Raw genomic sequence first — 15,717 nt, 5'->3', positions numbered from 1 at the left:
AATCCGAGGTAGTGTATGCGTTGGCAAGGGCGCCGTGAGAGCGATAACGTGGAAGATCGCCGTAATGAATCCGGTGGTAACTCAATGGGCGCGGGACGGATGCGTATTCCGCGCGGCAAAGGCGGCATTATTCTGCTGATCGTCGTGATGATTGCGGGCTACTACGGCTACGATTTAACGCCTTTATTGACCGGCGAGTCGACCTCGCTCTCTTCACAACAGCAGCAGCGAAGCACGCCGCAGCAGGATGAGGCGGCGAAATTCACCTCAGTGATGCTGGCTACCACGGAAGACACCTGGCAAAAAATCTTCGAGAAAATGGGCAAAACCTATACGCCACCCAAGCTGGTGATGTATCGCGGTGCAACCCGTACCGGCTGCGGCACGGGACAGTCCGTGATGGGGCCGTTCTACTGCCCGACCGACAGCACCGTCTACATCGATCTGTCGTTCTATGATGAAATGAAAAACAAGCTTGGCGCCGATGGCGACTTTGCGCAGGGCTACGTGGTCGCGCACGAGGTCGGACACCACGTGCAGCATCTTCTTGGTATTGAACCTAAGGTGCGTCAGCTGCAGCAGCAGGGCGGCCAAAAGCAGGCGAACCAGCTTTCCGTGAAGCTGGAGCTACAGGCCGACTGCTTTGCCGGCGTCTGGGGCCACTATATGCAGCAGGAAAACGTGCTGGAGCCGGGCGATTTGCAGGAGGCGCTGAACGCCGCCGAGGCGATCGGGGACGATCGTCTGCAACAGAAAAGCCAGGGACGCGTGGTGCCGGACAGTTTCACCCACGGCACCTCGGAGCAGCGCTACAGCTGGTTTAAAAAAGGGTTCGACAGCGGCAATCCTGGCCAGTGTGACACTTTCAGTGGCTGATCTGCGCGACGTCATTACGCAAACGGAGCAGCTACAGCGGCAGGGAATGCGCAGGCTGATGGTTATCAGCGGCGAGGCGGAGTGGTGCCAGCAGCAGGCGCAGCAGTGGCTATCGCTGCTGCCCGGCGACTGGCTGTGGCTTGGCGATGCGCCGCAAAGCCCGCTGCATTGCGCGCCCGAAGCGGTGCGGACGCTGCTGGGGCAGGAGTTTCTGCACGCCGTGTTTGACGCGCGTCACGGCTTCAACGCCGAGGCGCTGGCAGTGCTGGCGGGCACGCTGAAAGCGGGAAGCTGGCTGCTGATGCTGGTGCCGGAATGGGCCGGCTGGCCAGCGCAACCCGATAAAGATTCGCTGCGCTGGGGAGATACCGCTACGCCGCTCGCCACGCCTAATTTTGTCTCCCGTCTGCAAAAGCTGCTGCTGGCCGATCCACAGGCCGCGCGGTTTTGCCAGCATCAGGCGCCCGTTTTGCCTGCGCCGCCGTTCGCGCCAGACTGGCAGCCCGATGACGACGGTCAGCAGCAGGCTCTGTTGGAGCAATTGCTGATGGCGAAACCGGGTATCTACGTGGTCACCGCGCCGCGAGGACGAGGCAAATCCGCGCTTGCCGGGTTGCTTGCCGCCCGCTGGCCCGGCCGTGCGCTTATCTCCGCCCCCGCGAAAGCCGCCACCGACGTGCTGGCAACCTACGCGGGCGACGCTTTTGATTTTATCGCGCCGGACAGGCTGCTGGCGCTCGACCCGGCGGCGCGTCCCCGGGATGTTGACTGGCTGCTGATTGACGAAGCGGCAGCGATCCCCGCGCCGATGCTTGAGCAGCTGGTCAGGCTTTTTCCGCGCACGCTGTTAACCACCACCTTGCAGGGTTATGAAGGGACGGGGCGCGGCTTTATGCTGAAGTTCTGCGACAGCCTGCCCAACGCTACGCTGTGCCGACTTGACCAGCCTTTGCGCTGGTCGGCGCACGATCCGCTTGAGCAGTTTATCGATCGCGCCCTGCTGTTCAGCGAAGCGGAGCCTGAAATTGTCAGCGCGCCGGTGCGCTTTTGTTTTCCGCAGCAGGCGGAATGGCAGGAAAACCCGGCGGTGCTGGAGGCGATTTATCAGCTGCTCGCCAGCGCGCACTACCGCACTTCGCCGATCGATCTTCGGCGCATGATGGACGCGCCGGGCATGCGCTTCAGCGCCGCGCTGCAGGCGGACAAAGTTCAGGGCGCGCTCTGGCTGGTGGAGGAAGGCGGATTAACGGCGGAGCTGGCGCAGGCCGTGTGGGCGGGACTGCGTCGTCCGCCAGGCAACCTGGTGGCGCAGTCGCTGGCGGCCCACGGCGGCTGGCCGGAAGCGGCGCAGATGCGCTCACGCCGTATCAGCCGCATCGCCATCATGCCCGCGCTGCGGCGGCAGGGTGTCGGCAGGGAGATGGTGCGGCACAGCGTCAGTCAGGCGGAAGGGCTGGACTTTTTCTCGGTGAGTTTTGGCTATACGCCTTCGCTATGGCGTTTCTGGCAGGCCTGCGGGTTCCGGCTGGCGCGGGTGGGCACGCGAACGGAAGCGAGCAGCGGCTGCCACACCGCGATGGCGATTCTGCCGCTGAGCGAACGGGGAAGGGCGCTGGCCGACAGGGCGGAGCGTCGGCTGGCGCGCGACTGGCGCTGGCTGCGTCCTTTTCTTCATGACGTCGATCTGACTTTCCCGAACGTTGAGGCCACTGGCCTGGATGAGGACGACTGGCGCGAGCTGGCGGGCTTTGCGTGGGCGCAGCGCTCGTTCGAGGCCGCTATCGGTGCGCTGGGCCGACTGCTGGAAAACGCCCCGCAGCCGCTGCCGTTATTACAGGGCGCGCTGACGGAAGGGCTGGCTCAGGCAGAGCTGGTCAAACTGTCGGGGCTGTCGGGGCGTAAGGCGTTGCTGAACGGCTGGCGGCAGGAGGCGGAACGGGCGCTGACAGCGCTGGATAATGAGCGGGCAGAAACATGGAGGCTAAAGATAATGAAGACAGGGCAGTCGGACATAAATTAAAACAGGGGCCGTCGCCCCTGTCGTTTACTTCTTCTTCGGCCAGTCGTCTTCATCGTCCCATTTATCGTTAAAATCGCGATGCGGCGGCAAATCCGGGCGGTTATCCATATATTTTTTATGGTCGATACGCTTCAGGTCTTTATACACATTCATCAGAATGCCCACCATCAGCACAATCCCCAGCAACCACCAGTACTCTTTCAGCCATTCCATATTTGATCCTTACGCTATCAATTGTTCCATAATGCGCTGATACATCCGACTCAGCAGCTGGAGGTCGGCAGCCTTAACGCACTCATTTATTTTGTGAATGGTGGCGTTGACCGGCCCTAACTCCACAACCTGCGCGCCCATACGGGCAATAAAGCGGCCGTCGGACGTGCCGCCGGTCGTCAGCAGCTGCGGCTTGATCTCATTATAGTGCTCAACGGCGTTTACCACCGCCTCGACCAGTTTGCCGGTAGAGGTTAAAAAAGGCTGGCCGGAAACCACCCAGTCAAGCGTATAGCGCAGCTGATGCCGATCCAGCAGCGCCTGTACGCGCTCTTTGATCAGCGCGTCGGTCAGCTCGGTGCTGAAACGGAAATTAAACTGCACGAAAAACTCGCCGGGGATCACGTTGTTGCTGCCGGTTCCGGCCTGGACATTGGCAATCTGCATGCTGGTCGGCGGGAAAAACTCGTTGCCCCGATCCCATTCTGTCGCCGTCAGCTCGTTCAGCGCAGGCAGCGCGCGATGTACCGGATTATCAGCGAGGTGCGGATAAGCGACGTGGCCCTGTACGCCATGAATGGTCAGGTTGGCGGTCATCGAACCGCGACGGCCGTTTTTCACCACGTCGCCCACGATTTCCGTGCTGGAAGGCTCGCCGACCAGGCAGTAGTCCAGGCGCTCGTTGCGCGCCATCAGCGTCTCGACAACTTTGACCGTGCCGTTTACGGCGCTGGCTTCTTCATCGGAGGTAATCAGAAAGGCCAGGCGGCCCTTGTGGTGCGGATGGGCGGCGACAAAACGCTCGGCGGCGACAACCATGGCGGCCAGCGAGCCTTTCATATCCGCCGCGCCGCGTCCAAACAGCATGCCGTCGCGGATGGCGGGTTCAAACGGCGGGTTGATCCAGCGGTTGGCATCACCTGCGGGCACCACGTCGGTATGCCCGGCAAAGGCCAGCGTTTCGCCTTCGCCGCGCCATGCCCAGAAATTTTGCGTATCGCCAATATTCATTAATTCAACGGTAAAGCCCAGCGCCTTAAGGCGCTCGATCATCACAGCCTGGCAACCGGCATCATCCGGGCTGAGGGAAGGGCGACGAATAAGCTGCTGCGTCAGCTCAATGACCGGACAATACATAATCAGGACTTCTCCACGATAAAAGATGCGTAAGCGGTTTCGTTAAAACCCAGCAGCATAGAGCCGTCGGCCCGGCAGAGCAATGGGCGTTTAATCATCGCCGGCTGTGCCAGCATAAGCTGCTGCGCGGCCGCCGCGTTGTCTACCGCGCTGCGCGTCGCTTCATCCAGTTTGCGCCAGGTGGTTCCACGCGTGTTCAGCAGCGCCTCCCAGCCCAGCGTATCGCTGAAGCGCTGGAGCAAATCCGCCTCCAGCCCGTCGGCGCGATAGTCGTGAAACTGGTAAGCTACACCGTTAGCATCCAGGTACTTTCGTGCCTTTTTGATGGTGTCGCAGTTTTTAATGCCGTACATCGTCAGCATGGCGGGTTCCCTTCTATTTTCTGTGGGCTTCATCTATATTCGATACTGCTCAGGCGCTGAGTTTACAATGGATACGCCTGCGAGGCACGGAAGACGGCATAAACCCAGGAACAGAGGAGAGGGAGGGATAATATGAACTATATGGAAGCGTCTTCCGCCCATACGGTTGAAGAGACGAAATCGACAATTGTGATCGCCAGAAAAAAAGAGACCCGCTGCGATGAGTTTAATCACATCGTTGAAGCGGTACTGGCCGAGCATCCCGATGCCAAAACCCATATAGACAGCGAGAGCGGCGGCTACGACAAAATTATTGTGCTGAAGTAGTAAATGCGCGAGGGGGCTTCAGGCCCCCTCAAAAACTTCCCGTGCTTCATACTTCGTGCTTCGCCTGATGTCTCGTACCGCGTACCGCGTACTTTGTGCCTGATGTCTCTTACTACGTACTTCAAACCTTGTACTTCGTGCCTGATGTCTCATACCGCGCGCTTCATATCTGAAGCCCGGTTGTGTCTTGCCAAATGCCTTTTGCTGACATATCAGCCTAATCAAGCGGTTAGCCGATCGTCCGATCCCTGATGATAAGCAGGCTATTAATTCCCTTAAAAATCAACCGATAAGAAATGTGCGCGGCCGCACGTTTTAAGATAATTCTTAATTTTACACCCCTGTTCATGGCCGAAAGTTGTTCACTTCGCCTTAGGAATAATCCTATAATGACCGCAACACAACGAGAGAGGTGATGTATGATTGATTTAGAACTGGGGAACTGGAAAGACTTTATCGAAACGATGTTGACTCGTAAGTAACACATTCATAAAGAAAAATCCGGCAGCACGCCGGCAAGCTTTACCTTCAGTAACCGAATTTAAAAAAGGCAGCCTTCAGGCTGCCTTTGCTCTTTTATGCGATCGGCCTCTCTTTTAACGGAAAGCGTCGGCGCACCAGCACAAAGAAAATCGGCACAAAGAACAGCGCCAGCACGGTGGCGGCGATCATCCCGCCCATCACGCCCGTGCCTACCGCGTGCTGGCTGCTGGAGCCTGCGCCGTTGCCGACAGTCATCGGCAGCACGCCAAAAATAAAGGCCAGCGACGTCATCAGAATAGGGCGCAGGCGTTGACGCGAGGCTTCCAGCGTCGCCTCCAGCAAATCGCATCCTTTACTGTTCATCTCGTTAGCAAACTCCACGATAAGAATGGCGTTTTTCGCCGACAGCCCGATCACCGTCAGCAGCCCTACCTGGAAATAGACGTCGTTTTCCAGCCCGCGCAGCCAGGTCGCCGCCAGCGCGCCCACCACGCCCAGCGGGACGACCAGCATCACGGAGAAAGGCACCGACCAGCTTTCATAAAGCGCCGCCAGGCAGAGAAAAACCACCAGCAGAGAAATGGCATAGAGCGCGGGCGCCTGCGAGCCGCTCATCCGCTCCTGAAACGACGCGCCGGTCCACTGCACGCCAAAACCGGTGGGCAGCTTGCTGACCAGCTGCTCCATGCTGTCCATCGCGGTGCCGGTGCTGACGCCCTGAGCGGATTCGCCAACGATCTCTACCGACGAATAGCCATTATAGCGCTCCAGACGCGGCGAGCCGGTTTCCCAGCGGGTGCTGGCGAAAGCGGAAAAGGGCACCATGCCGCCGCTGCTGTTGCGCACGTACCATTTATTGATATCGTCCGGCAGCATGCGGAAAGGCGCGGCCGCCTGCACGTAGACTTTTTTTACGCGTCCGCGATCGAGAAAGTCATTAACATAGGTCGAGCCCCAGCCGGTGGTGAGCGTGTCGTTGATATCGTCCACCGACACGCCCAGCGCCTGCGCCTTGTGCTGATCGATATCGATCCGCAGCTGCGGCGTATCGTCCAGCCCGTTATGACGCACGCGGGCCAGTGACGGATCGCTCTCCGCCATCGCCAGCAGCCGATCGCGCGCCTGCATCAGCGCGTCGTGGCCCAGACCGGCATGATCCTGCAATTCCATATCGAAGCCGGCCGAGTTGCCCATGCCGGTGATTGCGGGCGGGCTGCTGGCGATCACGCGGCCCTCGCGGATTGATTTAAAAGCCACGGTTGCGCGTTCAATAATGGCAAACGAGCTGTTGTCCTTGCCCGGCCGATCCCGCCAGTCTTTCAGCCGGACAAACATGCGCGCCACGTTCTGTCCGTTGCCGCCTGGCCCGGCGCCGATAGTTGAAAACACCGACAGCACGTTATCCTTTTCCCGGGTCAGGTAATATTGCTCAACTCTATTCACCACTTTATTCGTCTGTTGCAGCGTGGAGCCTGGCGGTAGCTGCACCTGAGTGGTAAAGACGCCGCGATCTTCCAGCGGCAGAAAAGAGGTCGGCAGATGCAGGAACAGCAGCGCCATGCCGGCGATAAGCAGCACATAAAGCAGCAGCCAGCGTCCCGCTTTCGCTACGATGCGCCCTACGCCGCGCTTATAGCGGTCTGCGTTACGGTTAAAGGTGCGGTTAAACCAGCCGAAGAATCCTCGCCGTTCATGATGCGCGCCCGGCGGCAGCGGTTTTAACAGCGTGGCGCAGAGGGCGGGCGTCAGCACCATCGCCACCAGCACGGAAAGCACCATAGCGGAAACGATAGTGATGGAAAACTGCCGGTAAATGGCGCCGGTGGTGCCGCCAAAAAAGGCCATCGGCACGAAAACGGCGGAGAGCACCAGCGCTATCCCCACCAGCGCGCCCTGAATTTGCCCCATTGACTTTCGCGTGGCATCGCGCGGCGAGAGGCCTTCCTCACTCATTATTCGCTCGACGTTTTCCACCACCACAATCGCGTCGTCCACCAGCAGGCCGATCGCCAACACCATCGCAAACATCGTCAGCGTGTTAATACTGAATCCGCAGGCAGAGAGAATGGCAAAAGTGCCAAGCAGTACCACCGGCACGGCGATGGTGGGAATAAGCGTGGCGCGAAAATTCTGCAAAAACAGATACATAACCACGAACACCAGTACGATGGCCTCCAGCAGCGTTTTCACCACGTCTTCAATAGAGGCGACCACGAAAGGCGTGGTTTCATAAGCGATTTCCGCCTTAAGGCCGGGCGGGAAATAGTGGGAAAGTTCTTCAATGCGCGCTCTGACCAGCTTGTCCGTTTGCAGCTCGTTCGCGCCCGAAGCCAGCTTTACGCCCAGACCCGAAGCGGCCTGGCCGTTGTACTGGCTCAGATAGTCATATTTTTCCGCGCCCAATGCCACCTGCGCCACGTCGCCCAGCCGCACCTCCGAACCATCCTGATTAACGCGCAGCGTAATCTGACGAAATTGCTCGGGCGTGGTCAGTAACGACTGAGAGTTAATAGTAGCGTTGAGCGCCTGGCGTTCTACGGAAGGCAGGCCGCCCAGCTGGCCCACGGCAACCTGGCTGTTTTGCGATTCGATGGCGCTGACGATATCGGAGGTGGTCAGCGCATAGTTGATCAATTTGTCAGGATCGAGCCAGATGCGCATGGCGTATTGCGAGCCGTAGGCGTCTACCTGGCCCACGCCGTCGATGCGGCTCAGCGGATCCTGCACGTTGCTGGCGACGTAATCCGCAATGTCCTGTTTGTCCATGCTGCCGTCGGTAGAGACGAAGGCCACCATCAGAATATTGGTGTCACCGGTTTTGGTTACCGTCACCCCCTGAGACTGCACGGCCTGAGGCAGCTTGCGCAGCGCGGTTTGCAGCTGGTTTTGCACCTGCTGGCGCGCCTCGTCGGGATTGGTGCCCGCAACAAAAGTCAGCGTAATCGTCGCCTGGCCGGTATTGCTGCTTTGCGAAGACATGTACATCAGGTTATCGATGCCGGTCATATTCTGCTCGATCACCTGAGTAACCGTATTTTCCAGCGTCTGCGCGGAAGCGCCGGGATAGTTAGCGGTAATACGGACGTTAGGCGGCGCCAGCGCCGGATATTGCTCTACGGGCAGCGAAAAAATAGCCAGAGTACCGGTCAGACACAGCAAAATTGCTATCACCCACGCAAATATGGGGCGATCGATAAAAAAATTCGCCATCAGCGGCTCCAGGCTAGCGTCGGGAAAGGTTACGACCGGGCGACGCCGTGCAGAATGCATCGCTGCCCGTAACAAAGCGTTTAAGCAGAGCGTTTCACTTTACCCGGCGTCCCTGGCGGAATCGTGGAGAAAATGAGGATAAAATGTAAATTATCATGCAAAATTTCAGCGCCGTGCGCCTTAGCTTTTGTCCGGTATAAAACGGAGGAGCACCCGCGTGCCGCCTTGCGCTTGCGGGGTAATTTCCAGCTGCGCGTTCAGACTTTTTGCGCGCTCCTGCATTATAGCCAAACCGTAGTGGCCGGGTTTGGCATCGGCCAGACAAAATCCCTGGCCGTTATCGCTGACCTCAATATGCAGCAAATCGGCGGCCGACTGCGTAACGCGTACCGCAATGTCGCTGGCGCGCGCGTGGCGGAGAGCGTTGAGCAGCGCTTCCCGGACGATTTGTAAAACGTGTACCTGCTGTTGCGCATTCAAACGCTGCTGCCGCGCCTCGCTGATAAGCTTAATATCCGCTTCCGTTTGCCGGTTAAGCTGCGCGACGACCTGTTCCAGCGCGGTCGTGAGGTCGGCCGGCTCCACCGACAGGCGAAAAGTGGTCAGCAGTTCGCGCAGCTGGCGATTGGCTTCGGCCAGCGCCACGTCGATTTCGCCGACGATAGCTGCCGGCGGCGTCTCTTTGTCGACCACGCGCTTCAGCCGTGCCAGCTGAATGCGCAGGTAAACCAGCGACTGCGCCAGGGAATCGTGTAGCTCTCTGGCGATAGTGGCGCGCTCTTCCATCAGCAGCAAATGGCGGCCTTTTTCTTCAGCGTCGTCCAGCTGTAACGAGCGGCCCAGCATCGTCGCCAGCCCCTGCATCAGCGAGGGTTCGCTGTCACTTGCCTGCCAGCGCAGCACCCCGCCTTGCGTCTGCTCCAGCGGCAGGCTGTGCCAGGCGAGACGTTTATCCTCTTCGCCAGCGGTCAGCTGCCAGCGAGGCGCCACGTCCAGAGCGATAATCGGCAGATTTTCATGCTCTTTCGCCAGCTCAAGCACCTGCGCATAGGCCTTATCGTGTCCGCGCAGCATCTCGGAGCAGCGATAAAGCAGTTTCAGACGGCGATTCGCCTGGCGCAGATCGCCGGTTCGCTCTTTGACCGCCTGTTCAAGCCACAGATACTGTTTTTCTAAATCGCCCGACATGCGGGCAAAGGCTTTCGCCAGCAGGGCAATGGCAATAAAGCCCAGCAGGCAGGCGCCTGCCACCAGTTTCATTTTCAGCTCCGCCCAGCGCTGCAGGGCAAGCACAAATCGATCTATCTGCGCGACATAGTGCGAGACATGCTGCCGGAAGCGCTGACCATCGTCCCTGGTCAGCTCGGGCTGTAGCTTTTGCCAGGCCGTCAGCATTTCGTGATAGCGCGCTTTAACATTGTTTGGCACCCAGGCATGCTGTAGCGAAAGCAGCACCGGCGCCTGAAGCGACTGCTGATAGCTGAGGATATCGCTGTCCAGCGAGGGCGAGCGGGTTGCGGCATCCAGCGCCAGGCGGTAGCTCTGCATGCGCAGCGAACCGGCCATATTGAGCGCCTCGGCATCGCGCAGGCTGGCTGAAAGCGTCAGCAGCGCCAGAAAAGAACAGCACACGGCCAGCAGCACGATAGCGAACAGCGCGCGAGCCAGGCTGCGGGTAACGGAACGTTTTAACATGCAATGCTCCCGTAAAGGGCGTTAACGCTGCGGATAGCGTCATCGGCCAGCGTCAGCCAGATAAGGCCTGCCGCAGTATAAGCTTTTCCTCGCGCGGTGCAGCGCACGAACGCCGGCGCTTTGCGAAAGATCAAAAGTGTGCGGTCGCGCACTTGAAGCCAGACGCGGCGGCGGGTAGAGTTAAAAAGTCGTCATAAAATTACGCTGCGCATTAATATAAAGTTACATCATGCAGAAAAAGTAACTTTTATTGACGCTTCTTGGGATAAATGTTTGTCGTGCCCACATTCCTTTAACGCTTTTACCGCGCGCTTACCCTGCTTTGCACCTCATCCGTCATAGTTAACGCCGTATCCCGAATCATGCTATCCGCTAATCCGGATAAGGAGCTAACTATGAATAAACTGCCTGCAACGATTGCCGCTGCCATTCTGGCCGCCACTTCATTTTCAACGCTGGCCGCCACCCAGGTCAGCACTGAACAGAGTCAAAACCTGCAACAAATGGGCACGGTTTCCGTGACCGGCGTGACCGGCTCGCTGGATGACGCCACCGCGCAGCTGGCGCAAAAAGCCGAAGAGATGGGCGCCAGCCACTATCGCGTGATCCGTGCCGACACCCCCGGCGACTCCAGCCTGTGGAGCGGCAACGCCGAGATTTACCGCTAGAACCTGTCCTGTCCCATGTAGCCTTTCCCTGTTGGAGAACCGACCGTCTTAAGCGGTCGGTTTTTTTTTGCCTCCTCTGATGGAAGTCACAAAACCTCACGATTTCGCCTACAGATTTTTTGCGTCGGCTTTACAGAACGGTTAGGATGCATCGCCGTGATTTTCCCGCTTCCGTCAACACAATAACTACAGGAAGAGGGGAAAACGCCCGAACGCCTGCGGGCAACGCAATCGTTTGGTTAGCGCAACAGAAATCAGGTCGCCCGGGAATGGTAGCCGTATCACTGTGGACAGGATAATTAGGAAAGAAAATGAAAGCTGATAAAAAAGCGGTAGCAGACAAGCGCGCCGCAAGAAGACGTTGGTTAAATTCTCATGATTCCGGCTATCACAAAGCGATGGACAATCGCCATGTGCAGATGATTGCTATCGGCGGGGCTATTGGTACCGGCCTGTTCCTGGGTGCGGGCGCGCGATTGCAAATTGCCGGTCCGGCGCTGGCTATCGTCTACCTGGTATGCGGCATCTTCTCTTTCTTTATACTCCGCGCGTTGGGCGAGCTGGTTTTACATCGTCCTTCCAGCGGCAGCTTCGTTTCTTACGCACGTGAATTCCTGGGCGAAAAAGCCTCGTACGTTGCAGGCTGGATGTACTTTGTTAACTGGGCGATGACCGGGATCGTGGATATCACCGCCGTAGCGCTTTATATGCACTACTGGGGCGCGTTTGGTGATGTGCCGCAGTGGGTATTCGCGCTGGGCGCGCTGGCTATCGTCGGTACCATGAATATGATCGGCGTAAAATGGTTTGCCGAAATGGAGTTCTGGTTTGCGCTGGTGAAGGTGCTGGCTATCGCGCTTTTCCTGATTGTGGGCGTGGTGTTTCTTGGCAGCGGCAAGCCGCTGGACGGCAACGCCACCGGCTTCCACTTGATTACCGATAACGGCGGCTTCTTCCCGCACGGTTTGCTGCCTGCGCTGGTGCTGGTGCAGGGCGTCGTTTTCGCCTTCGCCTCTATCGAGCTGGTTGGCACGGCGGCGGGAGAGTGTAAAGATCCGAAGACCATGCTGCCGAAAGCGATCAACAGCGTGATCTGGCGTATCGGCCTGTTCTATGTCGGCTCCGTGGTGTTGCTGGTGCTGCTGCTGCCGTGGAACGCCTATCAGGCGGGTCAAAGCCCGTTTGTTACCTTCTTCTCGAAGCTGGGCGTGCCCTATATCGGCAGCATCATGAATATCGTGGTGCTCAGCGCAGCGCTCTCCAGCCTGAACTCTGGCCTCTATTCTACCGGCCGTATTCTGCGCTCGATGTCTATGGGCGGATCGGCACCAAAGTTCCTCTCTAAAATGAGCGGTCAACAGGTGCCTTATATGGGCATCCTGGTCACCATAGCCGTCTATATCGTGGGCGTCTGGCTGAACTATATCGTGCCTTCGCGCGTGTTCGAAATCGTACTGAATATCGCTTCCTTAGGGATTATCTCTTCCTGGGCCTTTATCGTGGTTTGCCAGATGCGTCTGCGTAAGGCGATTAAAGAAGGCCGCGCGGAAGACGTCAGCTTTAAGCTGCCGTGGGCGCCGTTTACGTCCTGGCTGACGCTGCTGTTCCTGGCCAGCGTGCTGGTGCTGATGGCGTTTGACTACCCGAACGGCACCTACACTATCGCCGCCGTGCCGCTGATCGCCGTCGTGCTGGTGCTGGGCTGGTTCGGCGTGCGTAAACGCGCTAACCAAATCGCGCAGACCGAGCACGATCACGTGGCGGAAGAGACGTCGCGCTGAAGCTGAAGCAGCAGTAAAAGGCGGCCCCGGTGGCCGCCTTTTTTATGTCCGCTGATAGTTTTCCCCCAGGGCAGGCCTTATGATGGCTCACTTCCGCTAAAGGCAACGGAGCCTGTATGTCAGTCAAAGTCGAAGTGATCAAAGATAAAATCCTGTCGGAAAATTGGTTCCTGCTGCGCAACTTCACCTATGACCTTACGACGAAAAATGGGGAAACCCTGCGTCATAAGCGCGAAGTTTACGATCGCGGCGACGGCGCCACCATCCTGCTTTACAACCGTGAAAAAAACAGCGTGGTCCTGACCCGTCAGTTTCGTATCGCCACCTGGCTGAACGGCAACGACAGCGGCCTGCTGATCGAAACCTGCGCCGGCTTGCTGGACGATGATTCGCCGGAAGTCTGTATCCGTAAGGAAGCGGTTGAGGAAACCGGCTATGAAGTGGGAGAAGTGGTCAAGCTTTACGATCTGTATATGTCGCCAGGAGGCGTAACCGAACGGCTGCATTTTTTTGCCGCAGAGTATAACGACTCGCTGCGGGCCACAGCAGGCGGCGGCGTTGACGATGAAGATATTGACGTGATGGAGCTGAGCTTTCCCGATGCCTGGAGCAGGGTGAAAACAGGGCAGATTAAAGATGCTAAAACGGTGATGCTGCTCCAGTATGCGCTGATTGAAGGTTGGTTAACGCTGGGTTAAAAATGACGGGCTGATGATTAACAGCTGGTCTTAATAAGATAAGAACGTCCGGGTCAATAAATAAAATAATCCGCAAATATTAACCTTAGTTTTTGCGGGTTAACTTCAGTTAATTATTTATTTAATATCTTCGCAGACGATGGCATAAATATAAGCTAAACAGGGAGGAGAATAAACTTTTCGCATGTGCCTCTGAGCAGGCTATTCAGGCTGGCATCAGAACTATCTGCTTATATGATGAAATTTCAGGCTTAACAATCTTATTCGGACAGCTTGCAGCCGCCGCACAGGCTTTGCCGCGCTGGGCGCAAAAGGTGACAAAGCTCACACTATTACTGCAGTTTTAATCCTTTCTAAACAAAAAAACTTTATTTTCATCTGATAATAAGCGATTTTTTGACGGTCCTGCGGCGCTTTTTTCCTTGTCCGATTTATCTGATTGAGCCGCCTGCACATAAAGTTCAATATAATTAAAGCGGGTAATTATTCTTTTAATGCGCTGCGGCTGATTTAATTGTGCCGAGCGGTAACCGCTACGCTATGCTTACTGCTTAACTGTCATTCGGGGATACGGGTATCGATGCATTATTGGATAAAGTTACCTTTGGCGCTGCTGTTTTTTGCCGCCGGACTGCATGCCGAACCCCTGCAAAAAACCTTTTCTGACTGGCAGATAACCTGTAATAACCAGAACTACTGCGTGGCCCGGAGCGTGCCGGGCGTCAACGGGCTGGTGATGACCATCAGTCGTCATGCCGGCGTTAACGATCGGCCCTTTCTGCGTATTGATTACGGCAGTCGCTATACCGGCAAGCTGAGCGGCGCGCCTTTGCAGGACAATCTGCTGCTGGACGGCCAGCGGCTGAAGCCCGATTTAAAACATTGGGAGGTTCAGCCGCATCACCTTTCTACCGGCCATGCTATCTCCATCAATGAGTTTCTGTCGCTGGTGATGGACGCTGATAATCTACAGCTGCTTTATCGGCCGCGCGCCACTATCTCGCTGCACGGCCTGAAAGCGGCGCTGCTGCTGATGGATGATATCCAGGGGCGGGTCAACGGCATGAGCGCCTGGATTAAAAAGGGTGAACGTCCGGCAATGGACGTGCCGCCACCGCCCGATTTCCCCGAAGCTCCCCGTCTGCAACCGGTGCCGCCCGCCCTGACGCGTGAAGAAACTACCGGCCTGCTGGATTACGGCACCTGGCGCGTCAATACCGATCGCTGCTCGTTGGATCCTCAGCGTCGCCAGGTCAGCGTCGCGCCGCTGAACGATAAAAAAGCCCTGTTGCTGGTCAGCTGTGAAATGGGTGCCTATAACGTTATCGATCTTGCTTTCGAGGTCACCCGCAGCCAGCCCTATATGGCCAGAGGATTGACCCTGACGCTGCCTTTTACGCCGCCGCGTCATGGAGAAAAAAAGCTGGAGCTGATCAATGCCGATTATGATGCCAGCCGCGGCGAGCTGCTGACGTTTGGCAAAGGAAGAGGCCTTGGCGACTGCGGTACGGCTACCCGCTGGCAGTATGACGGGCGCGAGTTTGTGCTGACGGAATATGCGGAAGAGGGAACCTGCGATGCCTGGCACGGCAGCGACGACTGGCCGACGCTCTGGACCAGCAAAAGGGATATGCCGCCTGCGCCAGAGCAGGCGTCTACGGAGTGAAAAGGCTTCATTGAGTATGCTTTCCTGAACGGCGTAGAAAAGCGCAAAGCTTTTACCTGATTCACGGCGCCCCAGCCCGGTGAGGCGCCCGTTTACGCGATCAGCTGCCGCGATAGGTTGAGTAGCCGTACTGGCTAAGCAGCAGCGGCACATGATAATGCTCGGCCGTGTTGCTGATATGAAACTCTACCGGGATCTCCGGGAAGAAGCTCTCCTGCTTTTGCTCGCTAAAATAGCGTCCGGTTTTAAATACGACGCGGTAATCGCCGGTGGCTGCAGGCTGCGCAGGCCAGAACTGTTTAATACGTCCATCCTTATCGGTGCTGGCCTTGTTAAGGAATTTCCAGCCCGCGTCCTGTTTCTGCTCCAGCGTAACTTCCACATTCGATGCCGGTTTGCCAGTTTGCTGGTTCAGCACGTGTACGCTTAAAAGATTCTGCTCTGCGGCCATCGCGGAGGCAGAAGCGGTAAGGGCGAGCGCCAGCGCTGCCGCGTTGAAATACTGTTTCATCATCACTTCTCCTGTTTGAATATGCCTCTTTATAACGTAGAACAAAGGGAAACAACCTGACGCGAGCATG

General features: G+C 57.4%; 14 protein-coding genes. 8 read left to right on the top strand and 6 right to left on the bottom strand.

The genetic code is table 11. From position 1 onward, the window contains the following. The first annotated feature begins 15 nt into the window (after nucleotides 1-15). Both ypfJ and QZH36_RS17950 read left to right on the top strand, forming a co-directional pair. Nucleotides 16-876 carry a KPN_02809 family neutral zinc metallopeptidase gene (gene ypfJ, locus QZH36_RS17955; RefSeq protein WP_301730788.1) on the top strand — a complete coding sequence of 287 codons (861 nt, stop codon included), beginning with the start codon at nucleotides 16-18 and terminating at the stop codon, nucleotides 874-876. A 1-nt stretch (nucleotide 877) separates the two neighbouring features. Beyond that, nucleotides 878-2,896: a tRNA(Met) cytidine acetyltransferase TmcA gene (locus tag QZH36_RS17950; RefSeq protein ID WP_445235137.1), complete on the top strand. Its 2,019-nt coding sequence runs from the start codon at nucleotides 878-880 to the stop codon at nucleotides 2,894-2,896. 24 nt (nucleotides 2,897-2,920) lie between these two features. On the opposite strand, the gene QZH36_RS17945 is transcribed toward QZH36_RS17950, so the two are convergent. From QZH36_RS17945 to QZH36_RS17935, 3 genes are read right to left on the bottom strand one after another with little or no spacing between them, the layout of a single operon-like run. Next, nucleotides 2,921-3,109: a YpfN family protein gene (locus QZH36_RS17945; protein WP_253459424.1), complete on the bottom strand. Its 189-nt coding sequence runs from the start codon at nucleotides 3,107-3,109 to the stop codon at nucleotides 2,921-2,923. A gap of 9 nt (nucleotides 3,110-3,118) precedes the next feature. After that, nucleotides 3,119-4,246, bottom strand: coding sequence for a succinyl-diaminopimelate desuccinylase (gene dapE / locus QZH36_RS17940; RefSeq protein WP_253459426.1), 1,128 nt, complete (start codon nucleotides 4,244-4,246; stop codon nucleotides 3,119-3,121). 2 nt (nucleotides 4,247-4,248) lie between these two features. Further along, nucleotides 4,249-4,608, bottom strand: coding sequence for an ArsC family reductase (locus QZH36_RS17935; protein WP_253459427.1), 360 nt, complete (start codon nucleotides 4,606-4,608; stop codon nucleotides 4,249-4,251). 132 nt (nucleotides 4,609-4,740) lie between these two features. Here QZH36_RS17935 and QZH36_RS17930 point away from each other — a divergent pair, with 132 nt between their 5' ends. Both QZH36_RS17930 and ypfM read left to right on the top strand, forming a co-directional pair. After that, a complete protein-coding gene (locus QZH36_RS17930; RefSeq protein WP_125289573.1) occupies nucleotides 4,741-4,935 on the top strand; it encodes a hypothetical protein in 195 nt (64 codons plus the stop codon). Between the two features lie 419 nt (nucleotides 4,936-5,354). Further along, nucleotides 5,355-5,417, top strand: a complete 63-nt coding sequence (gene ypfM / locus QZH36_RS17925; RefSeq protein WP_148101251.1) for a protein YpfM — start codon at nucleotides 5,355-5,357, stop codon at nucleotides 5,415-5,417. Nucleotides 5,418-5,511: 94 nt separating this feature from the next. Here the strand turns inward: ypfM and acrD are convergent, their stop codons facing one another. Both acrD and QZH36_RS17915 read right to left on the bottom strand, forming a co-directional pair. Further along, nucleotides 5,512-8,628, bottom strand: a complete 3,117-nt coding sequence (gene acrD / locus QZH36_RS17920) for a multidrug efflux RND transporter permease AcrD (RefSeq protein ID WP_301730787.1) — start codon at nucleotides 8,626-8,628, stop codon at nucleotides 5,512-5,514. A 180-nt stretch (nucleotides 8,629-8,808) separates the two neighbouring features. Further along, nucleotides 8,809-10,323 carry a type IV pili methyl-accepting chemotaxis transducer N-terminal domain-containing protein gene (locus tag QZH36_RS17915; RefSeq protein WP_253459431.1) on the bottom strand — a complete coding sequence of 505 codons (1,515 nt, stop codon included), beginning with the start codon at nucleotides 10,321-10,323 and terminating at the stop codon, nucleotides 8,809-8,811. A gap of 395 nt (nucleotides 10,324-10,718) precedes the next feature. Between QZH36_RS17915 and QZH36_RS17910 the strand changes: the two genes are divergently transcribed. The 4 genes from QZH36_RS17910 to QZH36_RS17895 all read left to right on the top strand — a co-directional run bounded on the left by QZH36_RS17910 (nucleotide 10,719) and on the right by QZH36_RS17895 (nucleotide 15,136). After that, the gene (locus tag QZH36_RS17910) at nucleotides 10,719-10,991 is read left to right on the top strand and encodes a YdgH/BhsA/McbA-like domain containing protein (protein ID WP_125289577.1); all 273 of its coding nucleotides are present in this window, start codon (nucleotides 10,719-10,721) and stop codon (nucleotides 10,989-10,991) included. Between the two features lie 311 nt (nucleotides 10,992-11,302). Further along, entirely contained in the window at nucleotides 11,303-12,772 is a 1,470-nt protein-coding gene (ansP, locus tag QZH36_RS17905) for an L-asparagine permease (protein ID WP_253459433.1), read from the top strand. Nucleotides 12,773-12,888: 116 nt separating this feature from the next. Further along, entirely contained in the window at nucleotides 12,889-13,470 is a 582-nt protein-coding gene (nudK, locus tag QZH36_RS17900; protein ID WP_253459435.1) for a GDP-mannose pyrophosphatase NudK, read from the top strand. Between the two features lie 580 nt (nucleotides 13,471-14,050). Beyond that, nucleotides 14,051-15,136 (top strand): DUF1176 domain-containing protein, encoded by a 1,086-nt coding sequence (locus QZH36_RS17895; protein WP_253459437.1) that lies wholly within the window; start codon nucleotides 14,051-14,053, stop codon nucleotides 15,134-15,136. A 100-nt stretch (nucleotides 15,137-15,236) separates the two neighbouring features. On the opposite strand, the gene hiuH is transcribed toward QZH36_RS17895, so the two are convergent. Beyond that, nucleotides 15,237-15,647: a hydroxyisourate hydrolase gene (gene hiuH, locus QZH36_RS17890; protein ID WP_253461251.1), complete on the bottom strand. Its 411-nt coding sequence runs from the start codon at nucleotides 15,645-15,647 to the stop codon at nucleotides 15,237-15,239. Nucleotides 15,648-15,717 lie beyond the last annotated feature (70 nt).

The sequence above is a fragment of the Erwinia wuhanensis genome, from assembly GCF_030484085.1.
GTDB lineage: Bacteria > Pseudomonadota > Gammaproteobacteria > Enterobacterales > Enterobacteriaceae > Erwinia > Erwinia aeris.
The sequence above is the reverse complement of the archived record's forward strand: the minus strand, read 5'-3'. Positions and strand labels throughout refer to the sequence as shown.